This is a genomic window from Ruminococcus flavefaciens (assembly GCF_900143025.1).
Classification (GTDB): Bacteria; Bacillota; Clostridia; order Oscillospirales; family Ruminococcaceae; genus Ruminococcus; species Ruminococcus flavefaciens_I.
Map to the genome: position 1 here is coordinate 119,828 of NZ_FRCT01000008.1, position 19,653 is coordinate 139,480.

At 43.3% G+C, this 19,653-nt stretch carries 10 protein-coding genes; 9 read left to right on the forward strand and 1 reads right to left on the reverse strand.

The window, feature by feature from the left end; translation table 11 throughout:
* Positions 1 to 59 precede the first annotated feature (59 nt).
* Positions 60 to 3,479 carry a carbohydrate binding domain-containing protein gene (locus BUB28_RS10065; RefSeq protein ID WP_072951142.1) on the reverse strand — a complete coding sequence of 1,140 codons (3,420 nt, stop codon included), beginning with the start codon at positions 3,477 to 3,479 and terminating at the stop codon, positions 60 to 62.
* 446 nt (positions 3,480 to 3,925) lie between these two features.
* Here BUB28_RS10065 and BUB28_RS17585 point away from each other — a divergent pair, with 446 nt between their 5' ends.
* The 9 genes from BUB28_RS17585 to BUB28_RS10115 all read left to right on the forward strand — a co-directional run.
* Entirely contained in the window at positions 3,926 to 5,386 is a 1,461-nt protein-coding gene (locus tag BUB28_RS17585; RefSeq protein WP_072951144.1) for a dockerin type I repeat-containing protein, read from the forward strand.
* A 151-nt stretch (positions 5,387 to 5,537) separates the two neighbouring features.
* Positions 5,538 to 6,683 (forward strand): endo alpha-1,4 polygalactosaminidase, encoded by a 1,146-nt coding sequence (locus BUB28_RS17590; RefSeq protein ID WP_072951145.1) that lies wholly within the window; start codon positions 5,538 to 5,540, stop codon positions 6,681 to 6,683.
* A 263-nt stretch (positions 6,684 to 6,946) separates the two neighbouring features.
* Positions 6,947 to 8,122: a GGDEF domain-containing protein gene (locus BUB28_RS10080; RefSeq protein ID WP_072951147.1), complete on the forward strand. Its 1,176-nt coding sequence runs from the start codon at positions 6,947 to 6,949 to the stop codon at positions 8,120 to 8,122.
* Positions 8,123 to 9,389: 1,267 nt separating this feature from the next.
* Positions 9,390 to 9,944, forward strand: coding sequence for an RNA polymerase sigma factor (locus tag BUB28_RS10090; protein ID WP_072951150.1), 555 nt, complete (start codon positions 9,390 to 9,392; stop codon positions 9,942 to 9,944).
* Positions 9,931 to 12,024 carry a hypothetical protein gene (locus BUB28_RS10095; RefSeq protein ID WP_072951152.1) on the forward strand — a complete coding sequence of 698 codons (2,094 nt, stop codon included), beginning with the start codon at positions 9,931 to 9,933 and terminating at the stop codon, positions 12,022 to 12,024. The genes BUB28_RS10090 and BUB28_RS10095 overlap by 14 nt, the downstream gene beginning before the upstream one ends.
* A gap of 194 nt (positions 12,025 to 12,218) precedes the next feature.
* Positions 12,219 to 14,111 carry a serpin family protein gene (locus BUB28_RS10100; RefSeq protein WP_072951154.1) on the forward strand — a complete coding sequence of 631 codons (1,893 nt, stop codon included), beginning with the start codon at positions 12,219 to 12,221 and terminating at the stop codon, positions 14,109 to 14,111.
* A gap of 89 nt (positions 14,112 to 14,200) precedes the next feature.
* On the forward strand, positions 14,201 to 16,870 hold the full coding sequence (locus BUB28_RS10105; RefSeq protein ID WP_072951156.1) for a DUF6055 domain-containing protein: 2,670 nt from the start codon (positions 14,201 to 14,203) through the stop codon (positions 16,868 to 16,870).
* 33 nt (positions 16,871 to 16,903) lie between these two features.
* Complete coding sequence (locus BUB28_RS10110) at positions 16,904 to 18,508, forward strand: serpin family protein (RefSeq protein WP_072951158.1); 1,605 nt, start codon at positions 16,904 to 16,906, stop codon at positions 18,506 to 18,508.
* 321 nt (positions 18,509 to 18,829) lie between these two features.
* Positions 18,830 to 19,653 (forward strand): glycoside hydrolase family 11 protein (locus BUB28_RS10115; protein WP_175547837.1); only part of this gene is annotated, 824 nt, incomplete at its 3' end.

The following is a 19,653-nucleotide window of genomic DNA, read 5'->3' on the forward strand; positions in this document are numbered from 1 at the left end:
GATATTAAGTGCTTTATACAGCAGCTGCGCTGTATCAGCCTTTAAGCTTTACGTGCAGATCAAGCGCGTGTGTGGATCTGTCCGCCTGCGAGAGTCTTGCCGTGAGCCTTAGCCATATCAGAGATGTTTACGTTCTGATAGCCATTCTGTGCGAGCCATGGGAGAACCTCTTCCATAGCAGCTGCTGTTGTAGCATATGTCTCGTGGCAGAGTACGATAGCGCCTTCAAGTGAACCGTCCTGAGCTGCCTGCTTGATCTTGTTAACGATCTGATCCTTGCTTGCGTTGTTCCAGTCGCCTGTATCAATTGCGCAGGAGATAAGCGGAACATCGTAGAGAGCTGACTTTACCTGTCCGCCGCCGTCGAGATATGGGAGTCTCATAAGGTGTGAAGGCTCAGCACCGATGATATTCTTGAGCTTGCTGTTGCACTGTTCCCACTCGCTTCTAACCTGCTGTGAGCCAAGTGAACCGAGCTGTGGGTGTGATGTAGAGTGGTTAGCAACTTCCATGCCGTTCTTATATGCGAACTTGACCTCTTCATTATCTCCTGAGGTTGTTGTCCAGTTGCCAACGTAGAAGAATGTAGCTGTCATTTTGTTCTTGATGAGAGCGTTGAGTATTCTCATTGAAGTATCAGTTGAAGCATTTCCTACAGCGCCGTCGTCGAATGAGATAGCGCAGAGCTTCTTGCCAGCCTGAACGGTTGGTGTTACAGTTGCAGGTGCTTCTCCAACGTGTCCCTGACCTGTTACGACTGAAGACTTTGTGCCCTCTGAAGCAACAAGTACATTATCAACGTAGAAGTCCATAAGATCGCCTGAACCCTGAGTTGTTTCGATGTAGAGTATCATATCTCCTGAATTCTCGGGGATAGTGAAGGAAGTGTTTTCCAGCTTTGTCCATTCGCCGCTCTTGCAGGAAGCGCTGGCGATCTCTGTATATGAAGCGTTATCGCCTTCACCCTGCTGAAATGACATCTGTATAGTTGCAGCGTTTCCTGACTGCTGCATAACTGCGGCACTGAAGCTGTATGTCTGTCCTGCAACGAAATCAGAACCGAGTTCTATTGCAGCACCGTTCCACTCAGATGTTCTGCCTGATACATACAGTGACTTGCCTGAATAGTAGCTGTCTGAGCTTAATGCTACAGAAGCGTTTCCTCTGCCGCTCCATTTTTCAGAAGCTGAATCAAATGAATTATTGATATAAGTCTTAGCTGCTGCCTTTGTTGTTGTTGTCGTAACAACAGTTTTGGTTGTAGTAGTTGTTGCAGCCTTTGAAGTTGTCGGCTGTTCAGCAGGAGTTACATTTATATTATTTGCATAGCTCTCCGGAAGCTTTGTAACTATTCCGAGGAGGTATTTCTGAATAGAAAGCGCATCGTTTGAAGTTACACCGCTGCCTGCTTCATAAACGTCTGCATTGTAAACGCCGGGTGCATTGAGTGAATATTTGTTTGGATTTGCAAGAGACTGCATTATAGCGACTACATCGCCCATATCAACAGTGTTGTCGTTGTTTGCGTCGCCCCACTTGCTGACCTTTGAATCAAGAGCAGCCTTAGGATCAGCAGTTGTTGTTACTGCTGTAGTTGTGGTTGTAGTCGTAGTAGTTGTGGTGGTAGTAGTTGTTGTTACAACTGCGGGACCGTCCACCTTTACGCCTGCCTTTGCAACGATAGCTTCGTCGATGTAGAAGCTTTCGGTTCCTTCTTCGGTCTCAACATAGAGGATATAGCCCGAACCCTCGGGGAGCTTGTAGCTTGGATTTGAAAGCTGTACGAATTCGCCGTTTGAAATGCCGTCAGCTATATGAGCGTAGCTTGTTTCGCCTGCTGAGTTCTTGTATTCCAGTGAGAGCATCATGTTTCCTGTGCCCTTGACTGCAACACTGAAGCTGTACTCCTGACCTGCCTTGAATGTCAGTGAATCAAGATACTTCTGAGCACCGTGCCAAGCACTGCTTCTGTCGGAAACTGCAAGGCCCTTGCTGCCCTTATAAGCTGTGCTGCCTGTATTTACAGAAGCTCCGCCGCGGCTCTCCCAGTTGTTGTTGTCGTCCTCGAATGTATCGTGGTAGTAGTAGCCGTTTGCATCAGGCTCGATAGGCTCAGGCGGAACGGGATCCTTGCCGCCCTCGAAGCCCTTGCCGTCGCTTACGAGACTTACTACGAATGTAGAAACGCTGTTTGCAGGAAGCTGTGCATTGAATGATGAACCGCTTGCACTCATGTTGAGTGTTTTTGCGATATTTTCGCTTCCAGATGTTCTGTAGCGGTCAACGTTTGTGATAGTTCTGCCGCTGAGGTTGAAGGTCTGGTTTATTTCGTTGCTGCCCTTGTTGATAGCAACGATAGTAGCCTGTGTATCGCTGTGCTTGTATGCTGATACGAGGATATTGCTGTCAGGCTGTTCTGTAGCGTCGATACGTACATCACCGGGACGTACCCACTTTGAGAACTGTGCCATTGCATAGCCTCTCTTTGAGATCTTGCCTGTATCCCACATAGGGCTGTACTGACGGCGGATATACCACCATACGTATGCGTTCATATTGCCCACAACGAGAGCATTGTGGATATTCTCTGCTACCTTTACGCCCTCAGGCCAGCGGTCAGCGGAGTTGTTTTCGCTGTTTGGTACATAGACCTCGGTCATCCATATTTCCTTGCCGCAGTTTTCAAGAGCAGGGAAGTCCATCTGGCTGCGCTGTGTTCCGTAGAAATGAGTACCGAATATATCACAGTTAGCCATAGCCTTGGCGTTGTTGAGGATAGCGTTGTAGTAGTTCTTTCCGTACTGGAATGTCTCAGGTGACATCATCTTTGTGGTAGTACCTGCTGTTACTGTTTTACCGTAGTTAGCAAGGAAGGTAGCACAGCGGTCAGGTGACCAGTATGTCCATTCGCTGGAGTAGTCAGGCTCGTTCTGGACTGAGATCGAGTTGAGGTGAACTCCCTGACTGTCACAGTACTTGATGAAGTCGTTAAGGTGCTGAGCATACTGTGCTTCAGCACCGTTTTTCAGTACGTACTGTCCTCCTGTAGGACCGCCCGAACCGTTCTGACGCATTGAAGCGGGAGGATTCCACGGTGTTGCGAAAACAGTAGCACCCAGCTTCTGAGCTCTCTGAGCTGTTGGGATAGCGTTTTTCCATGCGTTCTTGTCGTCGCTTACGAAGATACGCAGGATAGTAAGTCCAAGCTCGTCATCTCCGTTGCCGAAAGCTTTCTGGACCTGTGCTTCAGTCATGTCTCCGGGAGCACCGTTCTGAGCGTTATAGCTCTGCCACTCGGGGTGGTTCATACCGCCGAAGCCTCTGATAGTCTGATATTCCTTGTTTGTGTTGATGTTGCACGCACTGGCTGCATCAGCCTCAATAGGTGCAGGTGAAGGGAATGACGGTACAATGCTGGCAAGCATTGCTCCCGCTAAGACTGCGGATATCGCAGACTTGATCTTTTTCGTAATGGTCATTTTAATTACCCCCTGTACGTAATCATTAAAAACGATTGCGAATAGTTTTTTCACTGTATATTTTATAATAATTATTATTGTTTGTAAACTCATAAAATGATGTTTGGGTGGAAAAAATGAAGATAGTTTTATTTATAAAAATAATTTTACATTAGATAACGTTTGAAGAAAATATTGTCCGCATTTTGTATTGTCCTGATATTTGGCGAAATACAGTCGGAATACCGCATCTGCACATTCAAATTAAGCAGCTCCGAAAAATTTTTTTGAAACTCGTGTAACATTTGCTGCGGGTGCTCCGAATGTTGTTTATGAAAGGTCGACCAACACTAAAAAGTCCGTTAAGGACGTAGTTTTCAAAAACAATAATACTGCACGTACAGCGCTTATCTTGAAGCGGTATGCAGCAGGATAACTATTATAAAGTATTTTCGGAGGAATCTATTATGAGAAATTTTGTTACCGTTATTGCCGCAATCAGCGTTATGCTTTCAGCAGCTCCCATGACTACAGCTTATGCAGCTGATACAGTATCAGCTTCCGTAACATCTGAGGCTTCACTTGACAATGTCAGCATGGAGCAGCTTGCAGGTCAGTGGAAATATCAGATATCTGATACTAACTATGATGTTGAAATAAGCTCAAAGGACAACGGCACAGTTGTTATCAGCAAGGATGGCACATACACATATACAGACGCAAGCGGAAAGACCTCAACAGGCACAGTAAAGCTTGGTTTTGAGGTTATCGGCGGCACTTCATTACAGACAGTAGGCTTCTATGAGGGCTCAGAGCATAAATTCGGCGGTTATTATCATAATGAGGAGCCGGACGCACTTTATTTAGGAAACAATCGCATTTCTCGTCTTGTCCGCAAGGGCTCGGCAGAAGTAAGCCTCAGCGATTTCGCAGGCACATGGAAATATCAGGAGTCAAACGGCGGCTATCCTGTTGACGTATCTGCAAAGGAATTAGGAACATTCGAGATAAGCGCAGACGGTACTTATAAATACACTGATATTGACGGCAAGACGATCACAGATAAAGTAAAGGTCGGCGACGAGACTATTGGCGGTAAAATGTTTGCAGTTCTCAGATTTTTCGAGGGTTCAGAAATAAAGAATGCCGCTACTTGCCGTGCATCAAGACCTGATGAGCTCTATATCGGCAATGCAGGCAGAAAGCGACTTGTACGCGAAGCAGACAAAAAATCTCTCACTACTCACGCTATTGAAAAAATGGACGCATACACATTTTTTGATGATCTTTTTGCAAGATATATCGCTCACAGTGATAAGGAAGCCTTCAAAGTAAATGATATCTCTTACTACAAAGTAACAGACTTTTCACTTATTACCTCCCTTGATGATATCAAGGATATCATAGGCAAGATGTTCACAGGAGAGATAAAGGATTATTTTATGAGAGAATGTAATGCACGTTTTCTTGAAAAAGACGGTATCCTTTATATAAATGACGGCAAAAGAGGCTCATTGCAGTTCAATACCAACGACGGTGTAATAATATCTGATGTGACTGCCGAAAGGTTTACAGCTACAACTGTAGCGAGCAATGGTTTACAGGGCAAGTGCAGAGCAGTATTCGTGCTCGAAAACGGAAGCTGGAAGATGAGCAGCTGTACAACAGGCGACTTTAAAAATGAGAACGTTACTGCTTCACAGACAGCAGTTCGTGTCAGCGGCGATGCAAACTGCGACGGCGGTGTTGATATGTCAGATGTGGTTCTTATCATGCAGGCACTCTCTAACCCTAATAAATACGGAGAAAACGGCACAGCAGAGCCCCACATTACTGCACAGGGCATAGCAAATGCCGATACAAACGGCGACGGCCTTACAGTAGGCGATGCTCAGGCAATTCAGAAAGCACTCCTTGATTTAGGCTGATAAGCAAGGAACGCCTGCAATGCTGCTTATAGAAATAATAGTTCGTTTTTTGTCTGAAATGCTCTTTATAATACGAATATATTAATAGAAGGACACATTCCGTAAGGAATGTGCGTGAACGGTACAAATTTTTTATGAAAAGAGGAGCAAAATGAAAAAAATCAGTATAGCAAGTATGATAATGGCGATACCATTGTGTTTTGCATCGGTATTCGCAGGCCACGGCGATTTAAGGGCAGATGCAGCGGATATCAAGTACGAATACGGCGTTTTTCTCGGAGCAGACCCTGAGGATATTTCCGATATGGAAAGCTACAGGAAGATCGTTATTGATGCGCAGTATTTCTCGGAAGATGAGATAAGCAAGCTCAAAAATGACGGCCACATAGTTTACAGCTACATTAATCTTGGTTCTGTTGAGGAATTCCGTTCTTACTTCAAGAACTACGAAAAGTATTTCCTTGGTGTATATAAGAACTGGGAGGACGAAAGATGGGTCGATGTTTCTCAGGAGGAATGGCAGAAGTTCATTGTGGGAGATATCGCAAAGAAGCTTATCGACAAGGGCGTTGACGGACTTTTTGTTGACAACTGCGATGTTTATTACAACTTCAAGGAAGAAAAGATATACAACGGCGTTACGGAGATCCTCAAGGGCTTCAAGAAGTATGGCACTTATGTTATCATCAACGGCGGCGATACATATGTAAAGGAATATGCTAAGAAAAACAAAAGTCTCGATGCAGTTATGGACGCTGTAAATCAGGAATCTGTTTTCAGTGCTGTAGACTGGGATAACGGTAAGAAGTTCATAGTAAACGACGAGGAAGAAAGAGATTATTTCCAGAAGTACTGCAAGCTCGTAAGCGATAACGGCAAGGACGTTTATCTCCTTGAATATACCAAGAGCAGCAGTGTTATTGACTCCATAAAAAAATACTGCGCTGAAAAGGGATATACATACTATGCTTCGAGTACGCTCGACCTGAAAACTCCGGGACAGGAGGCAGGTTCACAGCCGTTAAAGGAAAACAATGATACAGCAAATGCTTTAAAGCAGACACTGGCAGGCGATGCAAATATGGACGGAACAGTTGATCTTTCAGACGCTGTCCTTATTATGCAGTCTCTTGCAAATCCCAATAAATACGGAGAAAACGGAAGCGACAAGAGCCATATGACACAGCAGGGCGCGGCAAATGCGGACGTTGAGGGTGGAAACGGTGTGACGGTAAATGATGCTTTGGCGATACAAAGATATCTTCTTGAACTTATACCGTCACTTCCGGTAAAATAGTTCTTTCGTTTAATGAATAATATATAGTAATAATGAAGAGGCAGAAATGTCTCTTCATTATTTTATTGATCATTTTTTACAAACCGCAGCTTGCTTTGTTGTTTAAAGCTACAAAGATTGTAGGAATAGGACAACTATTCATAAAAAAACAATGTCTTTACTTATAAGATATGTTATTATAAATTAGGAAAATAATATTATTTCAAAATAGATATTTGCTGTTGTTATGTTTTTTATTCTTTTTGATTTAGGGGGACGATCAGATGGATAATTCGGGCATTTATATTTCATATATGATAACCGAGCTTTTCTGTATTATGTTTTCGGTCGGTATTATCATCAAGGCTAACAAAAACGTTGGTACACAGCTTCAGATGCGTCATTTCAAGGGAATGGCAATGTTTTTTATAGTATATCTTATAAGTGACAGCATATGGGCACTGGGACAGGGCGGATTGATCCCCTTCAGCGTGACAATGAACAAGATAACCAATGCCGTTGGACTTGCATCGGTCGGATTGTTGACGCTTGGCTGGTGTATTTTCGTTATATTCCGTATAGACCAGAATAATTCAAAGAAAACAAAGATAATCAGGATAGCGCATTATGTTATAGCAGCAATTGATCTGATATTAACGAGCACATCGGTCTTCACGGGCTTTTATTTCTATGTTGACAAAAATGATATCTTTCAGTTTGCAGACGGGTATATAGTTCACATTATATTTACCTTTTTACAGCTTTTCGGCAGCGGTATTTATTCTTTCTGGCAGAGCTTTTCAAACAAGCAGGTCAAGCTCAAAAAGGAATACCGCCTTCCGCTGAATTTTATAATCATACCTGCTGCTACGTCGATACTGGAGGGTATGCTGCCAATTTGTCCTATTGTTGCTTTGGGAATATTTCTCGCCATACACCTTGCTTTCCTTGAAATACAGAACAGCGAGATATATTCCGACGCGCTCACAGGTCTTAACAACCGCAGACGCATGGAGATATTCCTTCAGGATATGATACATAATTCCTCTGAGGACAATCCTTTCAGGATATATATGATAGATGTCAACGACTTCAAGCAGGTAAATGATAAATTCGGTCATATAGTTGGAGACAGGACTTTGCAGCTCGTTGCTGACGCTCTGCATAATGTTTCTGACAAGCTCCACGGCTTTTGTGCAAGATACGGCGGAGATGAATTTGTTCTTATAATCAATGATGATGCGCAGGTTCAGGAGGCTATCCAGAACGAGGTTAACTCCCTTCGCTCAAGGTGTGCCGATCTTATCCCGACTATATCGGTATGTACGGGCTTTGCCGTGTGTACCTCGGGGGCGATTACCGCAACTCAGCTTATTGCTCAGGCTGATGAGAAGCTGTATATCCAGAAGGAGATATTCCACGGCAGACGCAAAAAGGAAGACGTTGAATCAAACCAATAAAGAGTTAAGGCAGTCCGCAAGGGACTGCCTTTTCATTACCGATCTATAAAAACACCGAGTATCGCATCAGTCTTTAAGGAAAGCAGTGATATCGAATATTCAACCTCGGGCTTGATAATAACTGTTCCTGTTTCGTTTTTGAGATCTTCCCTGATGATAATGCCGAAATACTTTTCAAGGGCATACTGGTCAAATCCGAGACAAATGCGGAATTCTCCGTTTTGATATTTAGGATCTCGTTCTCGTCCGATAACATCTCCGTCAATTCCTTTAAAATCAATCAGCTTTATACCGTCAAAGTACAGGTCGAGCTTTAATTCGGGCTTTCCGTCAGCATATATTCTTTCTGAATCAACAACGCGAAATTCAAATTTATGACCGTTTCTTGTCCAGCCGAAGGTGTAGTTCCGGATATCTGCTTCGCTTTTCCAGCCTCCGACGCTGAGAAGTCAGTTTATCTCATCAAATTGCAGAGAGTCGTAAAATACCCCATCGTCGAAGCAGTAACAATCTTTCCAATACCACATTTTTTCGAGCACAACTTCGCCGTTATAGGTTATATTATAGATTTTGGTGGGATACCATTTTTTTGTCCTGCCGTCCCTGAGAAATTCCTCGTGTGTGTATTCGAGAGAAAGACCACTGTCGGAATCATAATCGGTTATTCTGTCTTCATATACTCTTACATGATAGAAATATACACAAGGTTTATCGTAGTAGTCGGCATGATTTGTTCTTGTTATGCTGCTTATCTTTCTTTTTGAAGATATCAGTTGAAAACGTGCGTTAACCTTTAAATGTCTGTCGCAAGCCCATTGTGCAAAGGCGCGTCCGAATTCCTCTAATTCTGCTCTTGTACAGTCATTTTCGGATATAAAAAATGTTGAGGCGACCGAAAGCTCCCATGCATAATCATCGTCATGTATTTTCTCGGGGTGATCTATGGGATATACTTCGGTTATAAATGAAACTGTATTCTTATCTTTGAAGTATTCTGCAATTCTTCTTTTTATAGCGTTATGCTTTCTTTACTATATTATATTACGACATCTATAGAATTCCAAGAAGCCGTTTGTCACTTTAGCAGTGACATTTGTAACTGTTTCTGATACTCCTATCAGTTGACAGAATGTTTTGTGACCTTGCACAGGCGAAAAAAACGTGTTATAATAAAACTGAAAATTTTTTTGAAAAATACTTCGACATTTCATTTGCGGTTTACGACTAATAAGTAGATGGGCGACGAACTATCCGAAAGGAGGTATGTATGGATAACGGTGAAAGTAGCTACCGCCGTTTTCTTTCAGGCGACAAGGAAGGTCTCGAAGAAGTGATAACCATTTACCGTGACGGCCTTGTATTATACCTGACAAGCCTTGTATGTAATATAAATATCGCTGAAGAACTCATGGAAGAAACATTTGTCAAACTCTACGTCAAAAAGCCCAAATTCAAAGGAAAAAGCTCGTTCAAGACATGGCTTTATTCTATTGCCAGGTTTACGGCTGTTGACTACATGAGGAAACATTCATCGTTATTGCAGGCTTCTCTTGATGATGCTGAGTTTACCGCAAGTGATGATAACCTTGAGGGAAGTATTATTCAGAATGAGGAAAAGCGTGTTTTGCATAAGGCTATACGGAAACTGAAACCTGAGTATGAGCAGGCGTTGTATCTGACATATTTTGAGGATTTTTCAAACAGAGAAACGGCAAGCATAATGAAAAAAACAGAAAAACAGGTCCGTGATATTCTGTATCATGCAAGAAAAACACTGAAGGCAGAACTTATCAAGGAGGGCTTTGTATATGAAAAGCTATAAGGAAACTATTGCAAGCGTTTTTGAAAAAGGCGATGCAATACTTGAAAGCAAAAGAATACGGGCTCGTCGTATAAGTATGGTAGCTGCTACTGTTTCAGGACTTTGTGCTGCCGCTGTTATTGGGGTAAGCGCGATAAACAGTCGTATAGATGATGACATCATAGGTCCTGAGGAACCGGATATCATTATAACAGAGAGTAATGTCACTACACAGATAACTACAACGCAGCCCGTTGAAGAGAATAATGCAATGCATACAGGTTCGACCCATAGATCGGCTTCTTCTGAAAAGAACGAAGTCAAAACGACCATAACAGCTATAGCAGACAGTGAACGCGTCACTTCTGTTAAAGCTTCATCTGCCAATGTTAATGCTTCTGCAAGCAGAATAAGGACGTCTTTGATTAACAACGGCTCAAAACAAACAACTGCCATTACGGGAACGACAATTACTGCGCCCGATGACGAGAGGAGCTTTGAGATGAAAAAACTATCTGCATTTGCAATATCATTTATTACTGCATTATCAGCTATGCCTACTCACGTTTCTGCTAATGATAATTACAGACTTTATGCACAGGATCCTTTTGATAAGCAGATTATCGCTCAGGTAGCACAGGGCGAGACAGATCTTAACGGAAACGGAAAGTTTGATATTGATGACTGCTATAAACTGTTCGTTTATACAGACGGATTTATTGTTGATGATGCTATAAAGGAAAGAATAGAGCGTTATGCCGACTATGACCATGACGGTTCCGTAACATGGTACGGCGATGCACTGCTCATGTTAAAGTATTATCTGATGACAAAGCCGCTGGATACTTCCGTATTCAATATGGAAAACTATGAAGAGCCTCAGCCTACTGAGCAGAACAAGAAGCTGCATGAACAAATGATAGAAGAAGGTCAGGCTGATGAGATCCACCCGCCTTCATACTATTTCACACAGAATCTCAAGACATATATGAGATACTACGGAACAGGCTACGGCTTCTTTGCTGATATGGTAAACAGCGGAGATATCTCACCTGATGTAAACGGAGACGGTGCTTTTGATATCAAGGACTGTGTTGACTATGAGATATTCATAGAAAATCTGATCTATAAAGATCCCGAACTTTACAGCAGATATAAGAGTATGGTAGACGGAGTTATCAACTGGAAAGAGGGCGATTTCTACGTTACGTTTTCAAATATTCAGGGCGGCGACAGCTGGCAGCCATTTGCCTACGATATCATACAGCTCCCTGAGGCAACTATAAAGAGATGTGCGAATATATTCAGCAAGATGGGACCATACGGCGGTCAGTTCACAGGACGCTACATGGCTTACAGCTATCTCCTTGACAATCCTCTTGATACTGAATATTTCCTTACTGAATACTATGAGCAGTTCTATGAGGGCGCATCGCATTATGATATAAACGCTGCATTTGTATTTGCTGCAAGAACAAGCGAAAGCATTGAATACTTCGGCGACTTTGATAAGGAAAAGTTCAGCAATGACTTCAAGAAATACTGTCAGGATATCAAGGACGGCAAGATGGACGTGCCTGACCTCAACTTTGACGGAAAGCTTGATAAATTTGACTATGATGCTGCAATGTGGAGAGCAAGATGTACATACCTTCCTGATTGGCATGATACAGAAGGCTTTACTGATGAAGAAAATGAATTAAAAGAGAAGCAGTATGAATATTTCAAGACCAAGTGTGATGTCAATGGCGACGGCAAGAGCGGTGATATATACGACATGATCCTTATGCAGTGCTATATGCTCCTTGAAAACGACGATATTTTCAATGAAAGCGCTTGCGAGGAGTTTAATATCTCCGAGGAATACAAAAGCAATTATGCAATTCTTAATGATATAGATATTGATAGAAACGGTGACGCAAATCTTGACGGCGGCATGGATATGGGCGACGTTGTAATCATAATGCAGTCACAGGCAAACCCGGATAAATATGAACTTACAGACAAAGGAAAGTTTAATGCTGATCTTTACGAAACAGGCAAGGGAGTAACTGTAAACGATGCGCTTCAGGTGCAGAAGGTGCTTCTCGGACTTGAATAAATCAGCTATAAGAATTATTACATCCTGAAATATAGCAGACCCGTAATACGGAATGATCTATCGTATGCGGGTCTGCTCTTTTTTCAGCACTGATCCATGATAAAATAGACATTTTTTGTTGACATACACTTATTATAATGTTATAATTGTAGTATAGATAATCATATTTGTATGATGCGAGAGGAGTGTTTATTATGGGAAGACTTAAAAGAATAAAACAGGCAGCAGCAGGTATCATGGGTTCTGCGCTTTTATTCAGTTTTGCAGGCGGTATTCTGCCTGTTTCAACAACTGTAAGTGCAGCTGATATCGGAGGCAGCGTTTACTATAATGAAGAAATGAGAATGTATGAGTACGAATTCATCGACGCATACATCTATGATATAAAAAAATTTAGCGACTACATGATCATAGACCTTATACCTTCAACGGGAGGAAACTGGTTCAATTATGAATATCACAGGCAGATAGCCGTGCCCATCCATGATTACGACAACGAATATTACGGCGATTCTGATCCTGAGCACAGACTGAAGCCTGAAACAAGAGTGAATATCAGATTTGCTTCGATCAGAGAATATGATGATCTGGTTAATCTTTTTGCAAGAAATAGTGGAATATTCAGCCTTAACTATATAATTTCATTAAAGGACCCTGATGAGCATATTTACGGCGATATAAACGATGACGGAGTTATTGACTCATTTGACGTTCTAACGTATAAAAAGTATCTTGCGGGCAATCTTTCGTATCAGCTCAGCGAGGCACAGTTCCTCAATGCGGATATAGATATGGATACCGAGATAACCGAGGACGACTTCAGACAGGTCATGGATTTTGTTCTGGGAAGTTCAAAGGAATTCAACGGAACATCAAATATCGGAAGCGTTCGTCTTGACAATACGGTAAATGTGAAGGCTTCCGAGGGCGTAAAGACAGATGAAAGCTTTGCAGCAGCTGAGATGAAATTCGGCGTTGATCTTCTGAAGAAATGCTTCGATCCCGAGAAAGGAAGTAAAAACCTTCTGCTTTCACCTCTTTCCATATCGTCTGCTCTTGCCATGACTGCAAACGGAGCCGACGGCGAAACACGCGAGGAAATGGAGAAGGTGCTCGGAAGCGGTCTTACACTCGATGAGATAAACGAGTATATGGCATATTATGTCAGTCAGCTCCCCGATGAGGAGAAGAAAAAGATTTATCTTGCAAATTCAATATGGTTCAAGGACGATCCTTCCTTAAAGGTGTATGATGAATTCCTTGAGACCAACAAGAAATTCTATAATTCCGAGATATACAAGTCAAAGTTTGATAAAAGCATCGTTAAAGATGTGAACAGCTGGGTAAATAAGAATACGAAGGGCATGATCCCGTCAATTCTCAGGGAGGATAACATTAAGTCAGATACAGCGATGATGCTGCTCAATACTCTGTATTTCGAGGCGGAATGGGAGGACCCGTATCTCAGCACAGCGGACGGCAAGTTCACCGATCTTGACGGAGTCAAGCACCCCATAAAGGAATTGAACAGCATGGAAAGCTATTATTATGACCTCGGCAATGCCGATGCTTTCAAGAAGCCATACATGGGTGAAGATTACAGCTTTGTAGGCATACTTCCGCATGAGGACGTTGATTTTGAAAGCTACATCAGCGAGCTTGACGGAAAGGCGCTTGCAGAGGGCTTAAAGGAGTATGAGGATCCGTCAACTGTAGATCTTTATGTAATGATACCTAAGTTCAAGTATAATTATGATACTTCTTTGAAGGATATCCTTCCTAAGATAGGAATGAAAAAGGCTTTCGACAGTAGGGGAGCGGATTTCTCAAAGATAAACGATCTGTCTGTTGAAGGAGCAGAGCCGTTATACATTTACGATTTGCTCCACAAGACAAAGATCGAGGTAACAGAAAAGGGTACTAAAGCTGCTGCGACAACAGCGGTCATCATGGGGTATGGATCTGCTGCTCCGATAGAAAAGAAAAGGGTCTATATCAATCTTGACAGACCTTTTGTATATATGATCGTTGACAAGAACAATGTGCCGTTATTTATAGGTGCTGCTACTCAGCTTGAAGAGAAATGATAAGACTGCTGAAAGCTCTTCTGTCTTTATGGCAGGGGAGCTTTCAGATTTTTGGAAGATTAAAGATAATGGATATAAGGAGGAATTGAATGAAGAATAAAATAACTTCATTAATGACAGTGCTGGCTATGGGAGCATCAATGCTTTCGTATGTGCCGTTCAGAGGTAATTCGGCAGATGAGGAATACAAGATACGTGACAAGTGGGGCTACTGCAAGACAGCAAATTATGCGGAATCAGAGCATTTTGTAATTTTCTACGGCAACAATGATACTACCGGAAAGGTAAATGATGCCTTTCTGAAAAGGAATCTTGAAGATTATGAAAAGCTGTGGAAATGCTACGGTGAATATCTGGGCATGGAGAATATGAATGTTGATATCTACGGAAAGAGCAGTCAGAAGTACAAGACCAATGTTTATCTTACAAATACAGGTCTGGATAAGTATCCCGAGGGCTGGGCGTTTATGAGCTCTGAGGACGGATACGGAATAGAGATAATCAGTCCCGAGGCTATGCTGGACGATCTCACTATCGCTCACGAATTCGGTCATGTTGTTACTATGCAGCAGAAAGCATGGGTAGATCAGGAGATAACGGGAGCATGGTGGGAGCCGCTTGCGAACTGGTTCAGAGAGATGTATCTGGGCAGTGAGTACTACACGGGCAATACAAAGACCTGCTGGTTCGAGCCTTACATACGCAATATGAGCCTTACATTCCCTCATGGAAGAAATTATTATGAGGTATGGCCTTTCCTGGTGTATCTTTCATACAATCCCGACAACCTTCCGGGACTTGGCATTGATGCTGTAAAGCGTATCATTTCGGAGGCTGAGCCCGATGAGTATCCATTCGATACTATAACCCGACTTTTCGGCACCGATGCGCATATAGTCTTCGGTCACTTTGCAAAGCGAATGGCTACCTTTGATTTCGGCAATCAGGAGGCTTACAAGGAAGAATTCAGCAAGAAGCTGGCTCAGTCGCCCTTTTACTGGAATTTATTCTATACTGTATTGCAGGACAACGGCAGCGGCTGGCTTCAGGTGCCTCAGGAGGAAGCTCCCATGCAGGGAGGTATAAATATAGTTCCCCTGATCATAAAGGGCGATACTATATCCGTGGAGTTCCGCGGAACGTCTGAAGTATCCAACTCTGGCTGGAAGGCGTGTATAGTTACTGTGGATGCCAACGGAAACGAGTCCTATTCCGAGCTTTTCGGCAGTGGAGATAAAGCGAGCGTATCTGCAAAGGGGGTGGTATCCGCCTACCTGACCGTTACTGCTATGCCTGAGGAGCTTTATAGAGCAAATGCATTTCATAAAGAAATAGATTCGCCTTATGATAGCTGTGAACGCAAACGCTATACATATGAGGTCAGGCTCAGCGGTGCAGAGGTGCAGCAGTCGGGCGGCTACTCAAAGGGAAAGGGACATATCCATTCCAACGGAGGCGGCTGGGTGGCTGACAGCGCAAAGGTCGCTGACTCGGTATATGTAGGACCTAATGCTATGGTCCTGGGAAATGCAAAGCTTTCGGGCAATGTCAGGGTAGAGGAGCACGCGGTAGTTGCAAACAGCGTGACTGCTCAGGATAATGTGGTGATATGCGGTCATGCAGTGGTAGACGGCGGAGGCTGGGTATATGACAACGGCGGCTGGAAACAGGGAAGCGTTGATCTCAGCGGCAATGCCATAATCAGCGGCAGCGCGGTGGTATCGAATTCCTGCTCTGTCTCAGACAATGCAAAGGTGCAGCATAAGGCTTATCTTTCTGATGGTGTAAAGCTCAGCGGTGATGCAGTTGCAAGGGGTATGGCTTATCTTTACGGAACTACAGCTTACTCGGAATATACCATACTTGACGGCGATTACAGCAATGACAAAGCTCAGAAAAACCATGTTAATTACGGCTGGCTGGACGATCACGGATATCGTTATATCCCTGAAAGTCATATAGGCAGTTTTGAGTTTGCAGGCTATCGGGAGTGCTGGGAAAATGACAGGCATACATTTATAAACGCTCGTCTGCTTGGAACAAAATATGAATCGGAACGTACATCTGCGGATGGAGTTCTTAGCTTTAGCGGCGGAGATGAATATATGCTGCTGGATAATTCGATGCTTCAGACGAGGGATATCCAGATAGATGTCGGTGTGCTGTGGAAGGGCGGAAAAGCAGGTCAGGAGGTATTCCGCTTCGGTGACAAAAATTCCTATATGTCGCTGACTCCGTGCAATGAAAACGGAGTTGCCGAGCTTACGGTCACAGACGGAAAAACATCGGAAAAGCTCACTGCTTCATCTGCGCTTGCCAAGGGTGAATGGAGCAAGGTGACTATACGCATCATCGACGGAAAAGGCGAGCTTGTTATCAACGGCAAGACGGCTGACAGCAAGACGATGAAGCTGAATATGATGTCGGTCCTCAGCAGTACAGAGGAGGAGCTTGCGGTAGTCGGAAGGGGCTTCAAGGGCGCTGTCGACTATATAAAACTCAGCAGAAGCAAAGAGGCTGAACCGAGAGTAAGCTACAGCGGCAGGGAAGAACCTGATGACGGCGATTTAACAGGTATACGCGGAGATGTGAACGCTGACGGTGAATTGAACGTTGCCGACCTTGTGGCATTGCAGAGCTGGCTTCTTGCGAAAGCAGATGCAAGGCTTGCGGACTGGCAGGCAGGCGATCTTTGCACAGATAATGTAATAGATGTATTTGATATGGTGATGATGAGAAAGCTTCTGCTGTCTCAGTAAATACAAAAAAGGATTATAGAGGAGGATTTATTTATGAAACACTCAAGATTAACAGCGGCAGTACTTGCGTTAAGCATGGCAATACCCGCATTTGCTTCGACAAGCGCTTTTGCGCAGGATACGGCAGGCAGCGGAGATGTCAATAACGATACTGTGTTCAATATCTCTGATATAGTAATGATGCAGCGCTGGCTCGGCGGAAAGGTCGAGCTGAAAGCACCTGAAAATGCTGATGTGAACGGTGACGGCACTATTGACGTATTTGATATGTGTCAGATGAGGAGAATGTTGATCGGTGAGAACGAAACGGAGATCATGCCTGTATCCCGCAACCTTTGCTCAGGGATCGCAAAATCAAAGATTGAGGGAATGGAGGCTGACGACAAATTTGCAAAGGGGCAGAGACAATTTGCTGTAAATCTTTTCAAAGCCGCAGTTGATTCTGCTTATTGTTCCGAAGGTGACGAAGAAGCTGAGGATAAGAGCGACGCTGAGACAGATGAAAAGGAAGATGTGAAGAAAGATGACAAAAACGTATTCATATCGCCTTATTCTGTAATGCAGTCACTTGCTATGACAGCAAACGGTGCAAAAAATGAGACTCTCGGGCAGATGGAAGAGGTTCTCGGCGGAGTTCCTATTGAAGAACTGAATAAATATATGTATCTGTTCAGAAATAAAGTAGGAGCAAGCGATCAATCGGTTATAGATACGGCAAATTCGGTATGGGTAAAAGATGATCCCATGTTGGTGAGACCGGTTCCCGAATTTATACAGAAAAATCTTGATTACTACGATGCGGAATATTATCTGTCCGCATTCGATGATAATACCCTCAAGGATATCAATAAATGGGTGGATACCAATACACGGCACTATATCCCCAAAATAGTTGATGAGATAAAGCCCGATGACATTTTTGTCATCATTGATGCTGTAGTTCTTGACGCTGAATGGCAAAGCACCTATATGAGATATCAGGTGGGCGACTGGATATTTGAAGGTGTAAACGGTGAGAAGCAGGGATGTGAATTTATGTCGGCACCTGCTGAATACATAGGCGATGATGATACAGACGGATTTATAAAGCGTTACAAGGACAAGAATATTGCCTATGCAGCTCTGCTTCCGCATGAGGACATAGATATCCATGATTACATCAAGGACCTGACTCCTGAAAAGCTTGATGCACTTCTTGCTCAGGAGACAAACGAGACGACGGCTACATTTATGCCGAAATATTGCTTAGAATACGCAAATGACCTTACAGATGAGCTTAAAGCAATGGGAATGGACATAGCATTTGACGAGTCAGCTGATTTTACAGGACTTTCGTCAGCTGATGTTCCGACTTATCTGCGTTATGTAAAGCACAAGACAACACTTGATGTAAATGAAAAAGGAACGAGGGCAACAGCTGCAACTGCTTCGGGAGGTCTTGCAGGCGGCGGTGTATTGAAAAGGGAGGTCCTGCTCACAAGGCCTTACGTTTACTGTATATATGACATAGAAACACATATCCCGCTGTTCATGGGAACTCTTATGAATATACCCGAAAAATCAAGCTTTGTGCCCGATGCCGAGCTCCTTGAAAAATATAATGAATATGTGAATGCGGAAACCGAAAACGATTCGTGATATATAATCCATATATAACATGATACTGTTTTTATATAGCATATCGTGCGATATCCGTATGTCAATTTTTGCATAGAAATAAGCTTCATAAATTGCTCCCATTTTACAGGCAGTCGGTACTAAATGGCTATTTTTAGGGAAAAATAATATTCGAAAAATCGCAATATTTGACCGATTATGAAAACAACCGCAATAAATGACTTGTGTATTCGGTTTTGTTTGAATATAATTTAGTTAGAAATAAAAACAGCAAAATATACTGGGAGTAGATTACTAATCCACTTACTTAATCCATCTTTACCAAATAAAGGAGTGATTTATTTGAAGCTTAACAAGATCAAAAAGATCATCAGTGCAGGCGCATCCACAATGATGCTCGCAGCTGCTGTCCCTGCTGTAGCTTCAGCTGCTGACCAGCAGACAAGAGGCAACATCGGCGGATACGACTACGAAATGTGGAACCAGAACGGCCAGGGTCAGGTTTCAATGAATCCGGGTGCAGGTTCTTTTACCTGTTCATGGAGCAACATTGAGAACTTCCTCGCTCGTATGGGTAAGAACTACGACAGCCAGAAGAAGAACTACAAGGCTTTCGGAAATATCGTTCTTACTTATGATGTAGAATACACACCAAGAGGAAACTCATATATGTGTGTATATGGCTGGACAAGAAATCCCCTTATGGAATACTACATCGTAGAAGGTTGGGGCGACTGGAGACCACCCGGAAATGACGGAGAAAACAAGGGTACAGTAACTCTTAACGGCAATACATATGACATTCGCAAGACAATGCGTTACAATCAGCCATCACTTGACGGTACAGCTACATTCCCACAGTACTGGAGCGTTCGTACTTCAAGCGGTTCAGCTAATAATCAGACAAACTACATGAAGGGTACTATCGACGTTTCTAAGCACTTTGAGGCTTGGGAGAAGGCTGGACTTGATATGTCCGGTACTCTCTACGAAGTATCCCTTAACATTGAAGGTTATAGATCAAACGGCCAGGCTAACGTAAAGAGCGTTACAGTTTCACAGGGCGAAGGCGGCGGCCAGCAGCAGAATAATGACTGGAACCAGAACAAAAACCAGCAGCAGAACCAGAACAATGACTGGAATAACTGGGGACAGCAGAACCAGAA

Bases quoted from the DNA above. Each gene is read 5' to 3' on its own strand.
- BUB28_RS10065 (WP_072951142.1), bottom strand. From the start codon at position 3,479: ATGACCATTACGAAAAAGATCAAGTCTGCGATATCCGCAGTCTTAGCG.
- BUB28_RS17585 (WP_072951144.1), top strand. From the start codon at position 3,926: ATGAGAAATTTTGTTACCGTTATTGCCGCAATCAGCGTTATGCTTTCA.
- BUB28_RS17590 (WP_072951145.1), top strand. From the start codon at position 5,538: ATGAAAAAAATCAGTATAGCAAGTATGATAATGGCGATACCATTGTGT.
- BUB28_RS10080 (WP_072951147.1), top strand. From the start codon at position 6,947: ATGGATAATTCGGGCATTTATATTTCATATATGATAACCGAGCTTTTC.
- BUB28_RS10090 (WP_072951150.1), top strand. From the start codon at position 9,390: ATGGATAACGGTGAAAGTAGCTACCGCCGTTTTCTTTCAGGCGACAAG.
- BUB28_RS10095 (WP_072951152.1), top strand. From the start codon at position 9,931: ATGAAAAGCTATAAGGAAACTATTGCAAGCGTTTTTGAAAAAGGCGAT.
- BUB28_RS10100 (WP_072951154.1), top strand. From the start codon at position 12,219: ATGGGAAGACTTAAAAGAATAAAACAGGCAGCAGCAGGTATCATGGGT.
- BUB28_RS10105 (WP_072951156.1), top strand. From the start codon at position 14,201: ATGAAGAATAAAATAACTTCATTAATGACAGTGCTGGCTATGGGAGCA.
- BUB28_RS10110 (WP_072951158.1), top strand. From the start codon at position 16,904: ATGAAACACTCAAGATTAACAGCGGCAGTACTTGCGTTAAGCATGGCA.